This window comes from Rhizobium pisi (genome assembly GCF_003938655.1).
Classification (GTDB): domain Bacteria; phylum Pseudomonadota; class Alphaproteobacteria; order Rhizobiales; family Rhizobiaceae; genus Rhizobium; species Rhizobium pisi.
The window spans coordinates 69,445-89,547 of the sequence record NZ_RJJT01000014.1 but is presented as its reverse complement, the minus strand read 5'-3'; the positions used below and the strand labels follow the sequence as shown (position 1 = coordinate 89,547).

19 protein-coding genes are annotated in these 20,103 nt (G+C 60.7%); 14 read left to right on the top strand and 5 right to left on the bottom strand.

Annotated features, from left to right (window positions below):
• Window positions 1-164: 164 nt before the first annotated feature.
• Window positions 165-626 (top strand): molybdenum cofactor biosynthesis protein MoaE, encoded by a 462-nt coding sequence (locus EFD55_RS20460; protein ID WP_125846860.1) that lies wholly within the window; start codon window positions 165-167, stop codon window positions 624-626.
• Here the strand turns inward: EFD55_RS20460 and EFD55_RS20455 are convergent, their stop codons facing one another.
• On the bottom strand, window positions 627-1,523 hold the full coding sequence (locus tag EFD55_RS20455) for a branched-chain amino acid ABC transporter permease (RefSeq protein ID WP_125846859.1): 897 nt from the start codon (window positions 1,521-1,523) through the stop codon (window positions 627-629).
• Window positions 1,524-1,588: 65 nt separating this feature from the next.
• On the opposite strand from EFD55_RS20455, the gene EFD55_RS20450 reads away from it, so the two are divergent.
• Window positions 1,589-2,134 carry a CGNR zinc finger domain-containing protein gene (locus tag EFD55_RS20450; RefSeq protein WP_125846858.1) on the top strand — a complete coding sequence of 182 codons (546 nt, stop codon included), beginning with the start codon at window positions 1,589-1,591 and terminating at the stop codon, window positions 2,132-2,134.
• On the top strand, window positions 2,131-2,634 hold the full coding sequence (locus EFD55_RS20445) for a hypothetical protein (RefSeq protein WP_125846857.1): 504 nt from the start codon (window positions 2,131-2,133) through the stop codon (window positions 2,632-2,634). Before EFD55_RS20450 ends, EFD55_RS20445 begins: the two co-directional genes overlap by 4 nt.
• An 88-nt stretch (window positions 2,635-2,722) precedes the next feature.
• On the opposite strand, the gene ndk is transcribed toward EFD55_RS20445, so the two are convergent.
• Both ndk and EFD55_RS20435 read right to left on the bottom strand, forming a co-directional pair.
• Window positions 2,723-3,145 (bottom strand): nucleoside-diphosphate kinase, encoded by a 423-nt coding sequence (gene ndk / locus EFD55_RS20440; protein ID WP_004680549.1) that lies wholly within the window; start codon window positions 3,143-3,145, stop codon window positions 2,723-2,725.
• Between the two features lie 81 nt (window positions 3,146-3,226).
• Window positions 3,227-3,916, bottom strand: a complete 690-nt coding sequence (locus tag EFD55_RS20435; RefSeq protein WP_125846856.1) for a glutathione S-transferase family protein — start codon at window positions 3,914-3,916, stop codon at window positions 3,227-3,229.
• Between the two features lie 135 nt (window positions 3,917-4,051).
• Between EFD55_RS20435 and EFD55_RS20430 the strand changes: the two genes are divergently transcribed.
• The 7 genes from EFD55_RS20430 (at window position 4,052) to EFD55_RS20400 (ending at window position 12,483) form a co-directional block, all read left to right on the top strand.
• Window positions 4,052-4,561 carry a DinB family protein gene (locus EFD55_RS20430; protein ID WP_125846855.1) on the top strand — a complete coding sequence of 170 codons (510 nt, stop codon included), beginning with the start codon at window positions 4,052-4,054 and terminating at the stop codon, window positions 4,559-4,561.
• 141 nt (window positions 4,562-4,702) lie between these two features.
• Window positions 4,703-5,752, top strand: coding sequence for a GGDEF domain-containing protein (locus EFD55_RS20425; RefSeq protein WP_125846854.1), 1,050 nt, complete (start codon window positions 4,703-4,705; stop codon window positions 5,750-5,752).
• A gap of 90 nt (window positions 5,753-5,842) precedes the next feature.
• Window positions 5,843-7,726: an ABC-F family ATP-binding cassette domain-containing protein gene (locus EFD55_RS20420; RefSeq protein ID WP_125846853.1), complete on the top strand. Its 1,884-nt coding sequence runs from the start codon at window positions 5,843-5,845 to the stop codon at window positions 7,724-7,726.
• Window positions 7,727-7,853: 127 nt separating this feature from the next.
• Window positions 7,854-8,705 carry a polysaccharide deacetylase family protein gene (locus EFD55_RS20415; RefSeq protein WP_125846852.1) on the top strand — a complete coding sequence of 284 codons (852 nt, stop codon included), beginning with the start codon at window positions 7,854-7,856 and terminating at the stop codon, window positions 8,703-8,705.
• A gap of 69 nt (window positions 8,706-8,774) precedes the next feature.
• Window positions 8,775-10,814, top strand: a complete 2,040-nt coding sequence (locus EFD55_RS20410) for a prolyl oligopeptidase family serine peptidase (protein ID WP_125846851.1) — start codon at window positions 8,775-8,777, stop codon at window positions 10,812-10,814.
• Window positions 10,815-10,930: 116 nt separating this feature from the next.
• A complete protein-coding gene (locus tag EFD55_RS20405; RefSeq protein ID WP_125846850.1) occupies window positions 10,931-11,857 on the top strand; it encodes a Gfo/Idh/MocA family protein in 927 nt (308 codons plus the stop codon).
• Window positions 11,858-11,931: 74 nt separating this feature from the next.
• A complete protein-coding gene (locus EFD55_RS20400; RefSeq protein ID WP_125846849.1) occupies window positions 11,932-12,483 on the top strand; it encodes a GrpB family protein in 552 nt (183 codons plus the stop codon).
• 9 nt (window positions 12,484-12,492) lie between these two features.
• Here EFD55_RS20400 and EFD55_RS20395 read toward each other — a convergent pair whose 3' ends face one another.
• Window positions 12,493-12,942 carry a DNA polymerase III subunit chi gene (locus EFD55_RS20395; RefSeq protein WP_125846848.1) on the bottom strand — a complete coding sequence of 150 codons (450 nt, stop codon included), beginning with the start codon at window positions 12,940-12,942 and terminating at the stop codon, window positions 12,493-12,495.
• A complete protein-coding gene (locus tag EFD55_RS20390; protein WP_125846847.1) occupies window positions 12,942-14,432 on the bottom strand; it encodes a leucyl aminopeptidase in 1,491 nt (496 codons plus the stop codon). Before EFD55_RS20390 ends, EFD55_RS20395 begins: the two co-directional genes overlap by 1 nt.
• Before the next feature lie 145 nt (window positions 14,433-14,577).
• Between EFD55_RS20390 and EFD55_RS20385 the strand changes: the two genes are divergently transcribed.
• The 4 genes from EFD55_RS20385 (at window position 14,578) to EFD55_RS20370 (ending at window position 20,044) form a co-directional block, all read left to right on the top strand.
• Window positions 14,578-15,351, top strand: coding sequence for a phosphatase PAP2 family protein (locus EFD55_RS20385; RefSeq protein ID WP_125846846.1), 774 nt, complete (start codon window positions 14,578-14,580; stop codon window positions 15,349-15,351).
• 99 nt (window positions 15,352-15,450) lie between these two features.
• Entirely contained in the window at window positions 15,451-16,632 is a 1,182-nt protein-coding gene (lptF, locus tag EFD55_RS20380) for an LPS export ABC transporter permease LptF (RefSeq protein WP_125846845.1), read from the top strand.
• Window positions 16,629-17,717, top strand: a complete 1,089-nt coding sequence (lptG, locus tag EFD55_RS20375; protein WP_125846844.1) for an LPS export ABC transporter permease LptG — start codon at window positions 16,629-16,631, stop codon at window positions 17,715-17,717. Before lptF ends, lptG begins: the two co-directional genes overlap by 4 nt.
• The gene (locus EFD55_RS20370; protein WP_125846843.1) at window positions 17,717-20,044 is read left to right on the top strand and encodes an LPS-assembly protein LptD; all 2,328 of its coding nucleotides are present in this window, start codon (window positions 17,717-17,719) and stop codon (window positions 20,042-20,044) included. Before lptG ends, EFD55_RS20370 begins: the two co-directional genes overlap by 1 nt.
• Window positions 20,045-20,103 lie beyond the last annotated feature (59 nt).

Genomic DNA, 20,103 nt, shown 5'->3' with positions numbered 1-20,103 from the left:
AAACCAACGTCGCAGCCCGGCAAAACTGTAGATGCGCACGATGGTCAAGCCGCCCGTAATATCCCTCCTTGTGGGGGAGATGTCCGGCAGGACAGAGGGGGGTTGGCACGGCACACCCTTTCCATAGCCTCCGTTACGGCATCAAAGCAGTTGGGGACGTTATCATGACCGCCATCCCCACAATCCGTGTCCAACACGAAGACTTCGACCTGCAGATCGAAGTCGATCGCCTCTCCAAAGGCAAACCCGGCATCGGTGCAGTCGTGACCTTCTCCGGCCTCTGCCGCGATGAGGGCGGGACGCTGGCTACCCTCGAACTCGAGCATTATCCCGGCATGGCCGAAGCCGAGATGACCCGCATCGGCGAACTCGCCATCACGCGCTTCGGACTTCTCGGCCTGACCGCCATCCACCGTTACGGCAAGATCGCAGCCGGTGAGAATATCGTGCTGGTCGTCGCAGCCGCGCCGCATCGGCAGGCAGCGTTTGACGGCGCCAGTTTCGTCATGGATTTCCTGAAGACCGCAGCCCCCTTCTGGAAGAAGGAGCACAGCAAGGATGGCGCCAGCGGCGACTGGGTCTCGGCGAAAGACGCCGACGATGCGGCGCGCGACAAGTGGAAATGATCAGAGAACAACGCGTTCCCTGCGGCTCATAACCAGGAGCAGGACGAGCAGCGAGAAGATCACGAGATCCCGCCAGACAAAGGGGCCATAGGCGCCCCATAGGGTTTCGACGACGGCGAGCCCGGCAGCGCCGCCTGCCGAACGCAGCGGATCGGAATAGCCGCCGACAGCGGCGATCAGCAGCACCTTGAGCCCGAACATCAGGCCCGCACCGAAATCCATCGAGCCGTAATAGAAGGTCGCCAGGATGCCGCAGATCGTGGCGACGAGGGCGGCCGCCGCATAAGCGACGAGAAAGACGCGGTTGGCGCTGGTGCCGCAAAGCTCGGCGGCCAGCGGATCGTCAGTGACGGCACGCCAGATGCGACCCCAGGCCGTGTGCCTGAGGATCAGCGCGCCGATCGCGACGACGGCGCACATCAGCACCGTATCGATCAATTGTATGTAGGTGAGCGTCACCTTGAACAGACCGTCGCTCCAGAAGACAACGACGTCGTTCAGGAACGGCGGCAACCAGATGGCCCGGGTATCGGCGGCAAGCCGGGCGGTCTCCATCAGCACGATCATCATGCCGAGGGCGGCGACGATGACGGTGTTCGGCGACTTTTTGACCAGCGGCATCATGATCGCGCGGCCGATCCATATGCCTGCGCCCAGCGAGTAGACGATGGAGGCGCAGGCGCCGATGGCAAGAGCCGCCGGCAGCACCAGCCAGAATCTGACATAAGCGAGTTCGGTGAACAGCAGCAGGATCTGGCCCGAGAAGGCGAAAATTGCCCCATAGGTGATGTCTGCCCGCTTCGTCACGCCGAAGGCCACGGCATAGCCGAAGGCGAGCGTGGCATAGAGAGCCGCGAGCGGAACCGCATTCGCCAGCTGCTGCAAGAGATAGGCCATTCCAGACACTCCGGATCATTGAAAATATAACTGGTAAAATGCATTTAGCCAGTTATATTTTCAGCATGAGCTTTTCCTGGACCCCTCACCGCTTCTCCGGCGGCGCGCTGGCGCTCGATGTCGCCAACAGCGTCGTGCTGCGCCACGATACGACGCGCCGGATCGACCGTTTCGCGGTCAGGGACCAGATGCGCAGTTTCCCGCACGCTGCCGCGGAATTCTGCGCCGAACGCGCCCTCTTCGGCGACATCGCGCCGGTAACGCCGGAACAGGAGGTGGATTTTATCGCCTTGCGGGAAGCGATCGACCTCTATTTCCGCAAGCGTATACTTGATGGCAACGACGACCAATTGCTGGCCGGTCTGCTGAAGGCGCTGGCGAAGACGTTGCGTGGCACAAGCTCCGGCAATCTGGCCGCCGCAACCGCCCATTCAGTGCTCCGGCTGATCGCCATGCCCGACCCGGAACGTATGAAGATCTGCGGCAATTGCGGCTGGCTGTTCATCGATCGAAGCAAGAACAGGAGCCGCGCCTGGTGCGACATGGCGGTCTGCGGCAACCGCGCCAAGGCGAACCGGCATTATCGCCGCAAGAAGGAGGAGACGCCATGAGGAAACACATGATCGTAGCGGCGGCAGCAATCGGCCTTCTGCTTGCCGCCTGCCAGCGCCAGGCCGAAAATCTGGTCGAGGTCACCGGCCATCTCTTCGTTTTCAACTATCGCGTGGCGACCGCCACCTATCTGCTGACGCTGAAGAAGACCGGCCCCATCCCCGATGGGTCCGTCATCATCGCCGAATTCGAAAACCCGCAGGGTGGCGATCCGCTGGTGCTGAACCAGAAAATCTATCCGATCGACGACAAGATCGCGCTGCAGAGCGAAAATCTGCACTGCGTGCGCAAGGACCGTCCCTATTCGGTGAATGTCCGGCTGGTGGATAAGGATGGCAAGGTGCTTCAGGAGTTGAAGACGCAGTTCCGGTCCGACCTCGACCAGACCGTCCTGCCAAGCAAGCCGCTCGTCGTTGGTGCGCTTTATGACAAGAACCCGGAGGTCTTCAAGCCTGATGGCAGCGTCGATTTTTCGAATACCGACAAGTGCCCGGCATAGAAGAAATGCCTGCATAGAAAAAGCCGGAGCAAGCCCCGGCTTTCGAGAGTCAATTCAAGGCATTGCGAGCAAATGCCGAAGCGTAGCCTCAGCCGACGATTTCGGTGTCGGAGAACCAGTACTTGATTTCCTGGGCAGCCGTTTCCGGAGCATCCGAACCGTGAACGGAGTTTTCGCCGATCGACAGAGCGTGAACCTTGCGGATCGTGCCTTCGTCAGCGTTTGCCGGGTTGGTTGCGCCCATGATCTCGCGGTTCTTGAGGATCGCGCCTTCGCCTTCCAGCACCTGGACGACGGTCGGGCCGGAGGTCATGCCTTCAACGAGTTCGCCGAAGAAGGGACGGTCCTTGTGAACGGCATAGAAGCCTTCGGCTTCACGGCGGCTCATCCAGACGCGCTTCGAGGCGACGACGCGCAGGCCGGCATCTTCGAGCATCTTGGTGATGGCGCCCGTCAGGTTGCGCTTGGTTGCGTCAGGCTTGATCATCGAGAAGGTGCGTTCAATCGCCATAGTCAAATCCTCTGTTTTCTCGGGAAAAGTGGGCGGTCTTTAACCGCCCCGACGCCTGAAAACAAGAGGCCGGCGGCAATTTCACGCCGCTGTCACAGTCCTGCCCCGGCTTTGGTGAAGATCGAGGCAGCGCTCGAACCAGGCCATGACGGGATCATCTGCGGCAAGCATGGCAAGACCGGCGGATACGCGCAGCCACTGCAATGCCCCGAAGACGATGTAGTCGGCAAAGAGCGGCGTCTGACCGCCGATGAAGGGCTGGAACTTCAGCATATGGCGCAGCGGCTCCAGCCTGGCGCCGAAGGTGGCCTTCTCGGCCTCGCTGTCGGCCGCAAAGACTTCCAGCGGCTTGCCGAGACGGGCCTCGCGGCTTTCGCGGAAATAGGCCTTGTCTCCCTCGTCAAGGATCGCATGGATGTCGAGAAGGGCGATCCGCATGATCGCCGGATGGATGACCATCTGCGAATAGCCTTCCACCATGCGCGACAGAGCCTTGCCGCCCTCCCCTTTGAACAGCGGCGGCCGCTCGGGATAGGCCTCTTCCAGATAGAGGGCGATCTCGAAACTGTCGGAAATCAGCCGGCCATTGTCGTCGAGGACAGGGACGATCGACGAAACACCCCCGCCGATCGCGCGGATGCGGGCATAGGTGGTCGGAATCTCCTCAAAATCGAGCCCCTTGTGCGCCAGCGCCATCACTGCCTTCCAGCAATGGGGCGAAAAGAAGTGGCGCTCGTCGGCGCCGCATAGGGAATAGAGCGCTCTGGTCATAACGTCCTTTCGAGATTGCAGCTCCCTCCATTCCACGACAGAAGACGCCTGTGATCAAATCAGGAAATTTCATGGGCACATCACTGCGACTTACTGTGAAACCGGGCTAGACTGCGGCAACGATGAGGGGATCAGATGCTCAGGCAGTACAGAATGCTCGCAGCCTATAATCGCTGGGCCAACACGCGAGTCTATACGGCCGCGGCCGAAGTTACCGATGCGGAATTCCGCAGCGACCGCGGCGCCTTTTTCGGCTCGCTCCACCGAACACTCAATCATCTGCTCGTCGCCGACCGGATATGGATGAAGCGCTTCACTGGCACCGGCGAAGCGCCGACGACACTCGATGCCGTTCTCTACGAAGAGCTGGATATGCTTGCCGCCGCACGCAAGGCGGAGGACGAGCGTATCATTGCCTGGACAGCCACGCTTGATGAGGCAACCCTTGCCGCAAACTTTACCTACGTGGCGGTGACGCAACCGGTCGAGATCACGCATCCGCTGTGGGCGGCGCTCTCGCATCTCTTCAACCACCAGACCCACCATCGCGGCCAGTGCCACATGACGCTGACCGCGCTCGGCAAGCCGAGCCTTCAGCTTGATCTCATCTACTTCCTGCGCAGCGAGGGCCGTGAGTGGATGTAACACTTCCACCATCAAGACTGCGTTAACCGCCTTTACCAGTTCCGCCGCCAATCCGGCGTTTTCCTTGGTAAATTCAGCCTCTCTTAAAAGCTTGCGGGCATAGCGGAACGTAGGAAAGAGGCCGTGCCGCGAGGGATCGTCATGCAGAATGCAAGCGCAAACGCACTGGTGGCGCGCGAGGCCGCGCGCCCGACGCCGATGGCGGATATCCAGAAGATCGCCCAGCATATGGCGCGCCTGAACGTCGCCGCCCTGCCGCGCAACTACGAACTCTTCCACGAGGCGATCATCGGGCTCAATCCGGGCCTTGCGCAGGATATCGCTGCGCTCGGATCCCAGCCGCAACAGGCGATGCTCGACGAACTCGGCGTCAAATACCGTCTCGTCGGCCATTGCGGCCTGGTAGGCGAAACATCACGGAACGAGGCGAGCCGGATGCTGCGCGACGTTGCCGAGCGGCTTGCCGAAGGTCTCAGGCATAAGAACGCCTTTGCACGCGCCTGCAGCACGATCCTGAAATCCGTCTCCAGTCACGAGGACCAGAGCCTTGCCGCCTTCCTCAGCGAGGTCGACTACCTCTCTGCTTCGCTGACGGCGGTGCTATCGGCGGAAATGGAAATCGGCGCCAAGCTTCAGGAAGACATAAAGGCGCTTGAGGTGCTGGAACGCGGGATTTCGGCGATGCAATCGGCCACCGCGGCCGACAAGATCACCGGCCTTGCCAACCGCATCGCGCTGAACCGGGTGATATCAGAGCTCTACGAGCGCGAGGAGGGTGCAGCCGGCAGCGCGCTGATCCTAGTCGACATCGACAACTTCGCCGAACTCAAGGACAGATACGGCACGCAAGCCGGTAACAAGCTCCTGAAAAAGCTCGCTGGCCTCTTTCGCAAATCGATCAAGAAAAACGACTTCGTCGCCCGCACGGAAGCCGATGAATTTGCCTTCCTGTTTTCCAATGTCGGCATGCAGGATGCAATGGCGATCGCCGAGCGCCTGCGCGCATCCGTCGAGGACAATCTCGTCTTCGCAACGTCCGACAAGGTCAATCCCGACAGCCTCACCATCTCTATCGGCGTGGCCCTGAGCGCCGATGCGGCAACACCGGGACAGTTGCAGGCCAACGCACGCGTGGCACTTTTCGCCGCGCAGTCGAACCCGCGCCAGCCGGTGCAGGCTTTCGGCCGCTGAGGCGGAGAAGCCTCTTGCCAGCGCAGAAGCAAGCTTGGCGCGGGATAAGTGCTCTTGCCTTGACGGGCGCTTTCGGCCAAAACGCCGGCCATGATCACGATTACCGACATTTCAGCTCGCATCGTCGGGCGCCTGCTTCTCGACAATGCCACCGTTTCGTTGCCTTCGGGCACCAAGGCTGGACTCGTCGGGCGCAACGGCGCGGGCAAGTCCACGCTGTTTCGCGTCATCACCGGCGATCTCGGCGCTGAGAGCGGATCGGTATCGATCCCGAAGGGCGCGCGCATCGGCCAGGTGGCGCAGGAGGCGCCCGGAACCGAGGATACCCTGATCGAAATCGTGCTTGCTGCCGACAAGGAGCGCGCGGCGCTGCTCACCGAAGCGGAAACGGCCAGTGATCCGCACCGCATCGCCGAAATCCAGATGCGTCTCGTCGACATCGACGCGCATTCGGCTGAAGCACGCGCTGCAAGCATTCTCGCCGGCCTCGGCTTCGACCAAGCGGCACAAGCCCGCCCCGCCTCCTCCTTTTCAGGCGGCTGGCGCATGCGCGTGGCGCTCGCGGCCGTTCTTTTCGCCGAGCCGGACCTGCTTCTGCTCGACGAGCCGACCAACTATCTCGATCTCGAAGGCACGATGTGGCTGGAGGATTATATCCGCCGCTATCCCCACACCGTCATCATCATCAGCCACGACCGCGACCTCCTGAACAACGCAGTCAATGCGATCGTTCATCTCGACCAGAAGAAACTCACCTTCTATCGCGGCAATTACGACCAGTTCGAACGGCAGAAGGCGGAAGCCGACGAGCTGCAGACCAAGGCCAAGGCGAAGAACGAGGCGGCGCGCAAGCATCTGCAAGGCTTCATCGACCGCTTCAAAGCCAAGGCTTCCAAGGCCCGGCAGGCGCAGTCCCGCGTCAAGGCGCTTGAGCGCATGGGAACGGTCGCTGCGGTGATCGAGGATCACGTGCAGCCGATCACCTTTCCCGAGCCGGAGAAGCAGCCGGCCTCGCCGATCGTCGCGATCCAGGGCGGCGCCGTCGGCTATGAGCCCGGCAAGCCGATCCTGAAGAACCTCAGCCTGCGCATCGACAACGACGATCGCATCGCCCTGCTCGGCTCGAACGGCAACGGCAAGTCGACTTTCGCGAAGTTCATCTCCGGCCGACTTGGACCGGAGAGCGGCGAGGTCAGGCTCGCGCCGGGCCTCAAGATCGGCTTCTTCGCGCAGCACCAGCTCGACGACCTCATCCCCGAGCAGTCGCCGGTAGAGCATGTCCGCCGCCTGATGCCCGGCGCGCCTGAGGCAAAGGTACGCGCCCGCGTCGCCCAGATGGGACTGGCAACGGAGAAGATGGCGACGGCCGCCAAGGATCTTTCCGGCGGCGAGAAAGCCCGGCTGTTGATGGGGCTTGCGGCCTTCCATGCGCCCAATCTGTTGATCCTCGACGAGCCGACCAACCATCTCGACATCGACAGCCGCCGCGCGCTGATCGAGGCGCTGAACGATTATGAAGGCGCAGTCATCCTGATCTCGCATGACCGCCACCTGATCGAGGCGACGGTCGACCGGCTCTGGCTGGTCAACGGCGGCACCGTCACCACTTTCGAAGGCGATATGGACGAATATCGCGACCTGATCGTCACTTCGGGCAAAAAAAAAGAAGAAAAGCCACAGCTAGCTGACGACGCGACGTCGAAGGCCGACCAGCGCAAGCTCAATGCGGAAAAGCGTGCCTCGCTAACACCGCTCAGGAAAAAGATCAACGAAATCGAATCCTTGACGGCCAAGCTGGAGAAACAGATTCAGGCGCTTGATGTGGAACTTGCAGACCCTGTTCTTTATGAAAAGACACCCGCCAAGGCAGCGGAAAAGGCAAAGCAGCGCGGCGAGGCCGCAGCAAAACTCGCCGCCGCCGAGGAGGATTGGCTGATGCTGTCGGCCGAATACGAAGAGGCGATGGCAGGATAGCCACAGGCTTCAAGGAAACGCGGCGAAGTGCCGCGTTTCGGCATAATTCTTGCGGCTCTCAACCGATCGTTAACCATAATTCGAAAGGTTGTCTCAACATTCGTTACCGATTTGTTGAGCCCTTTCAATGTACCGTTTCTTCGTTCTGTCCTGCATTGCCCTCGCCGCAGCGCTATCCGGCTGCAGCACCACAAAACAATCCTCTCCCGATACATCGATCAAGACCTCTTCGGTGATTGCGCCTGAGGGACGGAAACTTGCCTACTCGGCCGATGGCGATGCCGCGGCACCTCTGCTTGCCGGCCCGCATCACCTGGCGGGGCGGACGCTGGAGATCTCTTCGCTCGCCGATCTCAAGCTGCATGACAAGGAAGTGATCCTGAGCTTCGATGACGGTCCGGTCCCCGGCCGGACGGACAAGGTGCTGGCGATCCTCGACCAGTTCGGCGTCAAGGGTGCCTTCATGATGGTCGGCCAAATGGCCGAGATGCATCCGGCGCTCGCCCGCAAGGTGGCGATGGACGGCAACGCGATCGGCAGCCACACCTACCGGCACGCCAACCTGAGTGCACTGAGTTTCGACGCGGCGATGGCTGAGGTGACGAAGGGCGAAATGGCGGTGACCAAGGCGACCGGAACGGATGTCGCCTTCTTCCGCTTCCCCTACCTCGCCGAGAGCCACAGGCTGCGCGCCGCAATCGCCATGCGCGACCTGGTGGTCATGGATGTCGACATCGACAGCAAGGACTATTTCACCACGACGCCAGCCTCCGTGATGCAGCGGACCATGAACCTGCTGCATAAGCGCGGCAGCGGCATCATCCTGATGCACGACATCCACAAACGCACCGCGACGATGCTGCCGACCCTGCTTTCGAAACTCGAAGGCGAAGGCTACAAGGTCGTGACGCTGAAATTCAGGAAGACACAGGCGCCGAGCAATCTCGTCGCCTCGGCCGACTTCGTGATGACCCGCTGAGGCGGGTTGCCAAGTCGGGTTTGGCTGCCTAGACCTGTGCGACGTTCAACGGAACCAAGCAGGTCAGACATGAATCTTCACCTCGAAACGGATGACGATCCGAAGACGCGCCGGTTCATCGACGAACACAACGCACTCTCCGACGCGGCGCTCAGAACACCCGAATTCGCCGAGGATCGGGACGCGATCAAGGCGCTGATCGAGCGGCAGGACAGGCTTATCGTCCCGGCGCGGCGCGGCGACTGGTTGTTCGACTTCCGTCAGAGCAAGGACAATCCGCTCGGCGTCTGGCTTCGCTTGCCCGCCGATCAGAATCCTCTCCCTGATGCCGATTGGGAGCCGGTCTTCGATCTCGATGCCTTCTGCGCCAGCGAGGGCAAGCGCTGGAGCTGGCGCGGTGCGGTGACCTGCGCCTGGGAACCGACGCGGGTGCTGCTCAGCCTTTCGGATGGCGGCTCCGACCTCATCCGCCAGGTCGAATTCGATGCCGAGAGCAAGCAGATTGTCGAAGGGGGCTTCGACCTGCCCGCCGTACGATCGCACGCCAATTGGCTGAGCCGCGATGAGATCTGCTATTTCGGCTCCATCGATCGTTTCTCGGCGACCCGCTCGGGATGGCCGCGGGTCGGGCGGCGACTGAAGCGTGGGCAGCGACCCGAAGATGCCACGATCATGTTCGAGGCTGCCGACGACGACGTCTATGGCTTTAATATCGTTATCGACCCTGCCCTGTCGGGCGCTTCGGCGGCTGCCGGAGTGATCAGCATTTTCGGCGCCGCCCATGAGATCGGCGTCGCGAGCGCTTTCCTCGTTGCGAACGACGGCACGCAGCGGCGCATCGATCTGCCCAAAGAGGCGGACTTTCAATTCAATCGCGATCATTGCCTCTGGCGGGCAAAGACCGACGAGCGCGTTGCGACCGGAAGCCTCGTACTGCAACGCTTCGACCCAACCTTTCAGACGATGCTGGGGCCGCAGCGGATCCTGTTTCAGCCTGCCGAGGGCCAGTCCATCTCGCAGATGATGCTGATGCGCGAGTGGTGCGTCTTCATCATCTCCGATCGGCTGCGCCCGCGTCTCATGGTGCTGGATCTGACGAAGCCCGATGCCGAACAGCGCGAGATCGCGCTGCCCGCAGACATGCAGACGGCTCATTTCAGGCCCCTTCACGCGGAACTGCATCTCGGCGACGATACGCTCTACATCGTCGGTCAGGGCTTTCTGCAGCCTCCGACCTGCTATCGCCTGGAGTTGTCGGATCGCCGCAGAGAGGCCGAGCCGATTTTCGTCGCGGCTGCGCCGAGCTATTTCGATGCGACCGATATGTCGTCCGAACTGCTGGAGGCTGTTTCCGAGGACGGAACGAAAGTTCCCTACCGGCTGGTCCTGCCCAAGCAATGGACCAAGGGGGCGCTGCCTGTGCTGCTTTATGGCTATGGCGGCTTCGACGTGCCGCTGTCGCCGAACTATTCCGGCGTCACCGGACGCTGGCTGGAACAGGGCGGCGCCTATGTGCAGGCCTATATTCGCGGCGGCGGCGAATTCGGGCCTGACTGGTATCGCAGCGCCAAACGGCAAGGACGAGACAAGGCCTTTGCCGATTTCGTCGCCATCGCCCGCGACCTCGTCGCTCGCGGCTACACCGTGCCGTCACGAATCGCCTGCCAGGGCGGCAGCAATGGCGGTCTGCTGACAGGCGTGATGCTGACGCGCTACCCAGACGATTTCGGCGCCGTCTGGTGCCAGGTGCCGGTTCTAGACATGATACGCTTCCAACTGTTCAGCGCAGGGCAAGCCTGGATGGACGAATATGGCGACCCTGATGTGCCGGAAGACCGGGACTTCATGCTTAGCTATTCGCCGCTTCACAATGTTGGGCCGGCGAGCGAGGTTACTTATCCGCCGATCTATATCGAAAGCTCCGCCAATGACGATCGCGTGCACCCCTCGCATGCGCGCCGCTTTGCCGCACGGCTGGAAGAGGCAGGACACCGGCCGCTCTTACATGAATTCGGTTCGGGCGGACACGGCGGCGACGGCAATTCCGAAGAGCGTGCCGCCCGCGCGGCGATGGGTTATAGCTTCCTTCGCCAAACTATCATGAGGTAGACGGGCCATCATGCGTTAGGATGCTATAGAATGGCGGAGGAGAGCTTGTCGGCGCTCCTCTTTCTGCTACAAGAAGCTCAATAAATCATACTTTTCATAGGCTCGAGCGAAACACCATGTCTCCTATCAACCTCGCCATCGTCGGCGTCGGCAAGATCGTCCGCGATCAGCACCTTCCCTCCATCGCCAAGAACCCGGATTTCGCGCTCGTCGCGACGGCAAGCCGCCACGGTACGGTCGAAGGCGTCAAGAGCTATACGACGATCGACGCCATGCTGGATGCCGAACCCTCGATCGATGCCGTTTCGCTCTGCATGCCGCCGCAGTACCGTTATGAGGCAGCCTATAAGGCGCTGGTCGCCGGAAAGCACGTTTTCCTGGAAAAGCCGCCCGGCGCGACGCTCAGCGAAGTCGCCGATCTCGAGGCACTTGCCGCAAAACAGGGCGCATCGCTCTTTGCCAGCTGGCATTCGCGCTATGCGCCGGCCGTCGAGGCCGCCAAGGCCTTTCTCGCCGCGACGACGATCGACAGCGTGCACGTGATCTGGAAGGAGGATGTCCGCCACTGGCATCCGAACCAGGAATGGATCTGGCAGGCCGGCGGCCTCGGCGTTTTCGACCCCGGCATCAATGCGCTGTCGATCGTCACCCACATCCTGCCGCGGCCGATCTTCATCACCGAGGCCGTGCTGGAATTCCCCGAGAATCGCGACGCGCCGATCGCTGCTGACATCCGCTTCCGGAATGCCAACGGCCTTCCGGTTCATGCCGAATTCGACTGGCGTCAGACCGGCAAGCAGAGCTGGGATATCGTCGCGGAAACGGCAGCCGGCCAAATGGTCCTTTCGGAAGGCGGCGCCAAGCTTTCCGTCAACGGCGCGCTGACATTCGCCGAGCCGGAGCAGGAATATCCCTCGCTCTACCGGCGTTTCGCCGAGATCATCAAGGCCGGCAAATCGGATGTCGATCTCGCGCCGCTGCGCCACGTCGCTGACGCCTTCATGCTCGGCAAGCGGAAATTCGTGGACGCCTTCCACGATTGATGGTCTGCGCCGACAGATGTCATTGCTTCGGCTAGATGCTAAAATAGTGGTCCTAACACACGAGGGCCGCTTCCATGCAGCAGGGGCAGGATGAATCGTTTGGATTGGGCGTCCGGCATCTGACGGTCAGGCTTTCCGACCCCAATGCGAAATGGCGCGAGGCCTACCTGCTGGAAGAGACCAGGATCCGCAACGCGCTCGGTCCTATGGCACTCGATATCCAGCATTTTGGCAGCACCGCCATTCCAGGCATCAAGGCAAAGCCGATCATCGACATCCTGATCGGTGTCCCGCGGCTTGAGGATGGGCTTGCCTGCATCGGACCGATGGAAAAGATCGGCTACGACTATGCCGGCGCGGACATCGTGCCCGACGACCACCTCTTCGGCCGGGGCATCACGGGCGAGACGCGCACGCATCTCGCCCACGTGGTCGAATATCAGGGTTTCAACTGGAGGCGGAACATTTTCTTCCGCGACAGACTGCAAAACGATCCCGCCCTGGCCTTCGCCTACGAAGAGCTGAAGATCGACCTTGCACAGAAATTTGCTGAGAGCCGCGCGGCCTATACCGGCGCAAAGAAGGATTTCATCGACAAGGTTCTGGCCGAGGCCGGATTGGCCTGACAATCGACGTCAGGCCTTCTTCTCCCATCGCCCTTCCGGCGTCTGCTGCCAGTAGGTGAGATTATGCCCCTCGCCTTTCAGTCTTTTCCAGTGTGCACGGGCGGCTTCCAATTGCTCCTGGTCGTGACCGTCGAACATGAAGACGACGCGCTCATAGGCGTCGACCGGCGGCGGCTCGGCGCCATCGACGATGAAACGCACGGTCGCTGCATTGGCATTGTCCGATGTCACCGTCAAAAGCACCGGTTGGCTTTCGGCGAAATCAGCCTCGTCGGTGCCGTGCGGCAGGAAACTCTCTTCGCGAAAAGTCCAAAGATGCTGATCGAGCGCATCGCGCCGCGCCGCCTCACGCGTCTGGACGGCAACGCGCCAGCCGCGCTCGACGCTTTTGTCGATGAGCGGCGGAAGCGCGTCCTCCAGCCTGGTTTCGGTCAGATGGTAGAAGAGGACCTCCGTCATCAGGATTCATAATGGGCGCGAACGAGTTCATCGAGCAGGCGCACGCCGAACCCGGAACCCCAAGACTGGTTGATCTCGTCCTGGGGCGAGCCCATCGCCGTGCCGGCAATATCGAGATGCGCCCAGGGCGTGTCCTGCACGAAGCGCTTGAGGAAATGCGCCGCCGTGATCGAGCCCGCCTGCCGGCCGCCGCTGTTCTTCATGTCGGCGAACTTGCTGTCGATCAGCTTGTCGTAGTCCTTGCCGAGCGGCATGCGCCAGAGCTTCTCGTTGGTCGAGAGGCCGGCCGCCGTCAGCTGGGCGGAAAGCTGGTCGTCGTTGGAAAACAGGCCTGCATGCACATTGCCGAGCGCCACGACGATCGCGCCTGTCAGCGTGGCGAGATTGATCATGAACTGCGGCTTGAAGCGATCGTTGCAATACCAGAGCGCATCACAGAGCACGAGGCGGCCTTCGGCATCGGTGTTGATCACCTCGATCGTCTGGCCGGACATGGAGGTGACGATATCGCCCGGACGCTGGGCGTTACCGTCAGGCATGTTCTCGACCAGGCCGATGATGCCGACGGCGTTGACGGCGGCCTTGCGGGAGGCAAGCACATGCATGAGACCGGTGACGGCTGCAGCACCGCCCATATCGCCCTTCATGTCTTCCATGCCGGCGGCCGGCTTGATCGAAATGCCGCCGGTATCGAAGACGACGCCCTTGCCGATGAAGGCAACAGGGCGATCCTTGCCCTTGCCGCCTTTCCACTGCATGACCGCGAGCCGCGGCGGGCGTACGGAGCCCTGGGCGACGCCGAGAAGGGCGCCCATCCCGAGGCGGCGCATCTCCCTCTCCGTCAGGATTTCCACTTCGACGCCGAGCTTTTCCAGATCCTTCGCCTTGGCGGCGAACTCGACGGGACCGAGCACGTTCGGCGGTTCATTGATGAGATCACGGGCAAGATTGACGCCGCCGACGACGGCTTCGGAATCGGAAAACGCCTTCTTGGCGCTGCCCGGATCGGCGGTGACGATCGTCACCTTGACGGATTTCGCCGGCTTCTCCTCTTCGTCGCCCTTCTTCGTCTTATAGGTATCAAAGCTATAGGCGCGCAGCAGCATGCCAAGCGCGAAATCGGCGGCGGCCCGCGCGCTCGTCTCAAGGCCAGGCACGTCGATGAAGACGGCGGCCCTGTCGGTATTCTTGATTTTCGATGCCGCGGCGCCGCCGGCCTTCAGCCAGTCATGCGCAGTGAGTTCGGCGGCCTTGCCAAGCCCGATGACGACGATACGCTCGACCGATGAACCTTCCGGGGCGACGATATCGAGTGCGCTCATGGATTTCGCGGAGAATCGGCCGATCTTCGCAGCCTTGGCGACAACGCCTGCCGGATCGACCGATTCGACGCCCGCGGCGCTCTCGGCATCCGTCGTCTTCAACAGGATCGCCAGGCCGCCATGGAGCTTCGCCGACTTTGAGAATGAAATTTCGAACTTTGATGACATGTCTTCTCCGCAGGGATTCTTTGAAATCCGTCCCTTGCGGATAATTTCGCGTTTGGCGGGTCTGTCAATGGCTTGCGACAATTGTTATGGTCGCCCGCGTCCATCGGGACCCCTCATGTTTTCGTCAGTTTCGTAGATATTCGCGTTGACAATTTTTTCGAAAAATCGATGGCGGGACCTGGCAATACGCCTGCCGAAAACCACTTTCGGCGCATTCGTGCTGTTGTTCTGGACGTGGTGGGCCTTGCTTGTCGTATTCCGCGCCTTCCCTGGAATAGACATCTATTTTTCCCGGATTTTTTTCGTGGCCGCGGATTGCGACGCCACTGCCGCCGCCGGCAGCATCTGCGGCGGATTTCCCTATCGCGACTCGGCGATCCTCGACCTGGTGCGCACCGCCTTCTTTCGCCTTCCTTATATTGTGGCGATCGTGATGGCGTGGAAGCTCATCGAATGCTACCAGCAACACGGCGCGACCTTCAACGCCGAGCGCGCCCGCAAGCTCAAGGTTGCCTTGGGAACGCTGCTGATCGGGCCGGTGCTGCTCGTCAATGTCATCCTGAAGGAACATTGGGGACGGCCGCGGCCGGTGCAGACCGACATTTTCGGCGGCACGTTGCATTTCGCCGAGGCAGGCTCACTTGCCGGCAAATGCGTTTCGAACTGCTCTTTTGTCTCTGGCGAAGCGGCGAGCGCCGGCTGGCTCTTCTGCCTTCTGCTCTTCGTTCCGAAATCCCTGCGCTATGCGCTGTTCCCGCCCATAGCCGTGATCTCGATCCTCACGCCGGCAATGCGGTTATCCTTCGGCGCGCACTATCTTTCCGACGTCGTGCTCGGATGGCTTTCCTCGCTTGTCATCTTCGCCGCGCTACTGGCACTAACTGAGTCGCAACAGAGCCAAAAAAATTCTGAAATTTGAATGAATTTTTGACACCAGCTTGTCGCAAAAGCGCGACAAAGAGCGTAGAGGGATTTTCCTGCAAGCCGTTTGGGCCTGCAGGTGCTTTCAAGGGCCGGCATGAAACTACTCGAGACATACATATTGCGGCGCGTCAGCCAGATGTTTCTCGTGGCGCTCCTGCCCGTGCTGGCGATCATATGGACGACTCAGGTTCTGCAACGCATCAACCTCGTCACCGATAGCGGCCAGTCTATCGGTTCGTTCGCAAAGCTTGCGACGATGATCCTGCCGTCGATCATTCCCGTCGTCCTGCCCTTCGCCCTTGTCATCGCCATCACGCAGACGTTGACGACGATGAACAATGATTCCGAGCTCACCGTCATCGATGCGGCCGGAGCGCGGCGAAGTGTGCTGGTCCGCCCGATCCTGCTGCTTGCCGCTGCCGTCAGCGTCTTTTCCTTCTTCGTCGACAATGTGGTTGAGCCGCGGGCAAAGACCGTGGTGCGCCAGATGATCGCGGAGACCTATGCAGACCTTCTCTCCTCGGTGATCGAGGAAAAGACCTTTCGCAAGCTCGACGAGGGCCTCTATGTGCAAATCTCGCAGCGCATGGCAGGTCGCATGCTGAAAGGCCTGTTCGTCGCCGATGAGCGCGATCCGAACTACGAGCTGATTTATTATGCGAAGGAAGGCGCCGTCGACGACACGGGCACGACCTTGATCATGCACGAGGGCGAAGTGCATCGCAAAACGCCCGACGGCAACGTCTCGGTCATCAATTTCGATTCCTATTCCTTCGACCTCTCGGATATGACCGAGAATCGCGGTCAGGCGACGCTGAAAGCCAGCGACCGCGACCTCTGGTTCCTGTTCAATCCCGATCCGAACGACAAGGACTATACGATCCGGCCGCAGACCTACCGCGCCGAATTGCATCGCCGGCTGACGGACTGGATCCTGCCCGTGGTATTCGCGCTGTTTTCGCTGGCGATCGCCGGCGACGCGCGCTCGCACCGCGAGGCGCGGCTGCACCCCATGGTCAGCGCGCTCGCCTATGCCTTCGCACTGCGCTGGGCGGCCTTCTACGCGGCCAATCAGATCGATACCGATCCTGAATATATAGCTGTCCTTTACGCAATTCCGATTGTCAGCAGCGTCGTCTCGATCGCCTTCCTCGGTTTGCACAAACGACTGGTCATGCCATCGTTCCTCAGGGATCGGATGTCATCTGTCTGGAGGCGGACTCAGGAAAGAGTGCTTTCCGCCACAAGCGGGACAGACGGGGGCACTGCACAATGATGTTCGGGACATTATCGCGTTATTTCTTTCGCCGCTACCTGGTGACGACAGGCTGGTTCCTGGTCGGCGTATCGGCGATTTCCTTCCTCCTCGATTTCAGCGAGACGGCCGGCCGCATGTCCGGCCTGCCCGGCTACACGATCGGTGGCGGCGTTCTGATGACCGCCGTGCGCCTGCCGCTCATTCTGCAGCAGACGATCCCCTTCGTCGCGCTCTTCGTCGGCATAACGGTGCTGATCGGGCTCAATCGCAAATACGAACTTGTCGTCACGCGCGCGGCCGGTGTTTCGGTCTGGCAGTTCATGTTCCCCTTCATCATCGGCTCGCTGGCGCTCGGCGTACTGACCATGACGGCGCTCAATCCGCTTGCCGCCTGGGGACAGCGCCAGGCGCTGCTCGTTGAATCCGACTGGCGCGGCGAAAACGCGGTCCTGCGCAAGGCGCCTCAGATTCCGTGGCTGCGCCAGATCAGCGGCCGGGACGATGTCATCATCGGCGCTCAGATGGTCCAGGAAAACGGAACCAAGCTGGTCGACGCCGTGCTGATCCATTTCGATTCAGGCGGCCAAGTCATTCTGAGACAGGACGCTTCCACTGCAAAATTGGAAGATGGTTACTGGCAACTTAACAACGTCGTCGAGCGCAAGCCTGGCGAAATCCCCGTGCGTAAAGCTTCGGCTCAACTTCGCACCAATCTGAAACAGGATTTCGTCCAGGAGCGGCTGACAGCGCCGGAAACAATTGGTTTCTTTGACCTTTCCAACCGCATTGCGGCGGCCAAGTCCTTCGGCATTTCAACCAAGGCACTGGAGACGCAATTCAACTCACTGTTGTCCCAGCCTTTGCTGCTGGTGGCCATGACTCTCATTGCTGCAACAGTGTCCCTAAAATTTAGCCGGTTCAACCAATCCCGCTCCGTGATTCTGGGTGGAATCCTCTCGGGCTTCATGCTTTATGTCATCACCGTGCTTGTAAAAGCATTCGGAAGCAGTGGAGTCGTGCCTCCCTTCGTGGCGACGTGGATACCGGTGGTCGTCGCGTTGGCGTTGGGCGCGACTATTCTGCTTCATCAGGAGGACGGCTAGTGGCGGCAGGCGACCGCAAGTATTTTAGTAAACAGTTGGTTGCCCTGCTGGTCGGCGCGACTCTATGTTCCTATTTCGGCAGCGTCCCGGCTTCTTACGGCCAGGCCACTGCCCCTGAACAAAACATCGAAAAGAAGATTCCCGAAGGCGCCAAGCTTATGCTTTCCGCCAACGAACTCCTCTATAATCGTGACTCCCAGCTGGTGTCGGCGGTTGGCGGCGTGCAGATCAACTATGGCGGCTACAAGATGGTCGCACAGAAGGTCGAGTACAATCAGAAGACGGGCCGGATGATGGCCATCGGTAATATCGAGCTGGTCAGCCCCGACGGCAACCGGATCTATGCCGACAACCTTGACGTGACCGACAATTTCGCTGACGGGTTTTTGAACGCGTTGCGCATCGAAACTTCCGACAATACACGTATCGCCGCCGAAAGCGGCGAGCGCGTCGGCGGCACGATGATGATCCTCAACAAGGGCGTCTACACGGCCTGCCTTCCCTGCGCCGAAGATCCGAAGCGCGCGCCATTCTGGCAGGTCAAGGCCAAGCGGGTGATTCAGAACGGCGTGACACACACGATTCGCCTGGAACGGGCTCGCTTCGAGCTGCTCGGCCATCCGATCGCTTTCCTGCCATTCATCGAGGTTCCCGATAACACGGTGAAGCGCAAGTCGGGCTTTCTCTTCCCCACGATGGCCCTGTCGCAGAATCTCGGCTTCGGTCTTTCCATTCCTTATTATTACGTGATCTCGCCGAGCATGGATGCGACGGTCACCGCCACCGGCTACACCGCGCAGGGCTTTCTCGTCGAAGGTGAGTTCCGGCAGCGCTTCGAAAACGGCACGCATATCCTGCGCGTCGCCGGCATAGACCAGGCAAAGCCCGACAATTTCACCTCCGGCACCAGCGATGCCGAAGCCGGTCAGCGCGGCATGGTGGCGTCGAAGGCCGAATTCCGCATCAATCCGCGATGGACGTTCGGCTGGGACGTCATGATGCAGAGCGACAACAATTTCTCGAAAACCTACAAACTCCGCGGACTGAGCGCCACGGACCGCACGAACCAAGTCTATTTGACGGGTCTCGGGAAGCGCAATTATTTCGACATGCGGGCGTTCTATTTCGACATCCAGGATGCCGACCGGAAGAACACGGCCGAAAAGCAGCAGGCGATCGTCTATCCCTCGCTCGACTACCACTATGTGGCGCCGCAGCCGCTTGCAGGCGGTGAGCTTTCGGCGGACGTCAACCTGACGAACCTTTCGCGCACCCACGAAGACTTCTATACCGTCGACGGCTTCGAGCGCTTTCGCGGCCTGAGGGGGCAGACCTCGCGCCTGACCGCCGAACTGCAGTGGAAGCGCACCTATGTTACGCCGACCGGCCTGGTGATCACGCCGCTTCTGGCCGGGCGTGGCGATGCCTTCGCGCTTAATATGGACGACCCCACCGGTTACACCGGCGGCTACGACGACGGCAATTCTGCGACCCGCTCGATGTTCACGGCCGGGCTGGAGATGCGTTATCCGATCCTGATGACGACCGATAACAGTACCCATATCCTCGAGCCGATCGCGCAGATCTATGCACGTCCGGACGAACAGCTTGCCGGTCGGTTGCCGAACGAGGATGCGCAGAGCTTCGTCTTCGACGCCACCTCGCTGTTCGACCGCGACAAATTCTCCGGCTATGACCGTATCGAAGGCGGCACCCGCGCCAATATCGGCATCCAGTATACCGGCACTTTCGACAGCGGCTACAAGCTGCACGGCATCTTCGGCCAGTCCTATCAGATCGCCGGCCAGAACTCCTTTGCGACCGACGATCTCGTCAACGTCGGCGCGGATTCAGGCCTCGAAACCGCCCGCTCCGACTATGTGGGCCTCGGCGGCATCGAGACACCGTACGGCGTTTCCATGACGGGCTCCTACCGCCTCGACGAAAAGGATTTCGACTTCCGTCGCGGTGACTTGACGACGGCCTACCAGAACGACACCTTCGCCACGCAGCTGACCTACACGCATATCAGCGCCCAGCCAGCATATGGCTTCGACACAGACAATGACGAGATCCAGAGCAACAGCAGCGTCAAGTTCAAGGATTACTGGTCGATCTTTGGCGGCATCGCCTGGGATTTGAACAATGATGTCATCAGCCGCCGGACGATCGGCCTCTCCTATGACGACGAATGCACGATCTTTACGATCGCCTATACCGATACCAGGGACCCCAGCAACGAGTCGGCAAGCGACTGGACAATCGGCGCGCGGCTGACTTTCCGCACGCTCGGCGATATCAAGATCGGCACCAACACCCTCGAATAACGGACGGCGAAAGATGGTCTCAGGTCATTCTTTCGCCGTAAGCCTGTGCAGGACATTGC

What these genes read in the sequence shown, in the direction of transcription:
- EFD55_RS20400 (WP_125846849.1), top strand. Translation starts at nt 11,932, where the DNA reads ATGCAGCAGGGGCAGGATGAATCGTTTGGATTGGGCGTCCGGCATCTG.
- EFD55_RS20450 (WP_125846858.1), top strand. Translation starts at nt 1,589, where the DNA reads ATGAGCTTTTCCTGGACCCCTCACCGCTTCTCCGGCGGCGCGCTGGCG.
- ndk (WP_004680549.1), bottom strand. Translation starts at nt 3,145, where the DNA reads ATGGCGATTGAACGCACCTTCTCGATGATCAAGCCTGACGCAACCAAG.
- EFD55_RS20420 (WP_125846853.1), top strand. Translation starts at nt 5,843, where the DNA reads ATGATCACGATTACCGACATTTCAGCTCGCATCGTCGGGCGCCTGCTT.
- lptF (WP_125846845.1), top strand. Translation starts at nt 15,451, where the DNA reads ATGAAACTACTCGAGACATACATATTGCGGCGCGTCAGCCAGATGTTT.
- EFD55_RS20415 (WP_125846852.1), top strand. Translation starts at nt 7,854, where the DNA reads ATGTACCGTTTCTTCGTTCTGTCCTGCATTGCCCTCGCCGCAGCGCTA.
- EFD55_RS20435 (WP_125846856.1), bottom strand. Translation starts at nt 3,916, where the DNA reads ATGACCAGAGCGCTCTATTCCCTATGCGGCGCCGACGAGCGCCACTTC.
- EFD55_RS20445 (WP_125846857.1), top strand. Translation starts at nt 2,131, where the DNA reads ATGAGGAAACACATGATCGTAGCGGCGGCAGCAATCGGCCTTCTGCTT.
- EFD55_RS20390 (WP_125846847.1), bottom strand. Translation starts at nt 14,432, where the DNA reads ATGTCATCAAAGTTCGAAATTTCATTCTCAAAGTCGGCGAAGCTCCAT.
- lptG (WP_125846844.1), top strand. Translation starts at nt 16,629, where the DNA reads ATGATGTTCGGGACATTATCGCGTTATTTCTTTCGCCGCTACCTGGTG.
- EFD55_RS20410 (WP_125846851.1), top strand. Translation starts at nt 8,775, where the DNA reads ATGAATCTTCACCTCGAAACGGATGACGATCCGAAGACGCGCCGGTTC.
- EFD55_RS20430 (WP_125846855.1), top strand. Translation starts at nt 4,052, where the DNA reads ATGCTCAGGCAGTACAGAATGCTCGCAGCCTATAATCGCTGGGCCAAC.
- EFD55_RS20455 (WP_125846859.1), bottom strand. Translation starts at nt 1,523, where the DNA reads ATGGCCTATCTCTTGCAGCAGCTGGCGAATGCGGTTCCGCTCGCGGCT.
- EFD55_RS20425 (WP_125846854.1), top strand. Translation starts at nt 4,703, where the DNA reads ATGCAGAATGCAAGCGCAAACGCACTGGTGGCGCGCGAGGCCGCGCGC.
- EFD55_RS20395 (WP_125846848.1), bottom strand. Translation starts at nt 12,942, where the DNA reads ATGACGGAGGTCCTCTTCTACCATCTGACCGAAACCAGGCTGGAGGAC.
- EFD55_RS20460 (WP_125846860.1), top strand. Translation starts at nt 165, where the DNA reads ATGACCGCCATCCCCACAATCCGTGTCCAACACGAAGACTTCGACCTG.
- EFD55_RS20405 (WP_125846850.1), top strand. Translation starts at nt 10,931, where the DNA reads ATGTCTCCTATCAACCTCGCCATCGTCGGCGTCGGCAAGATCGTCCGC.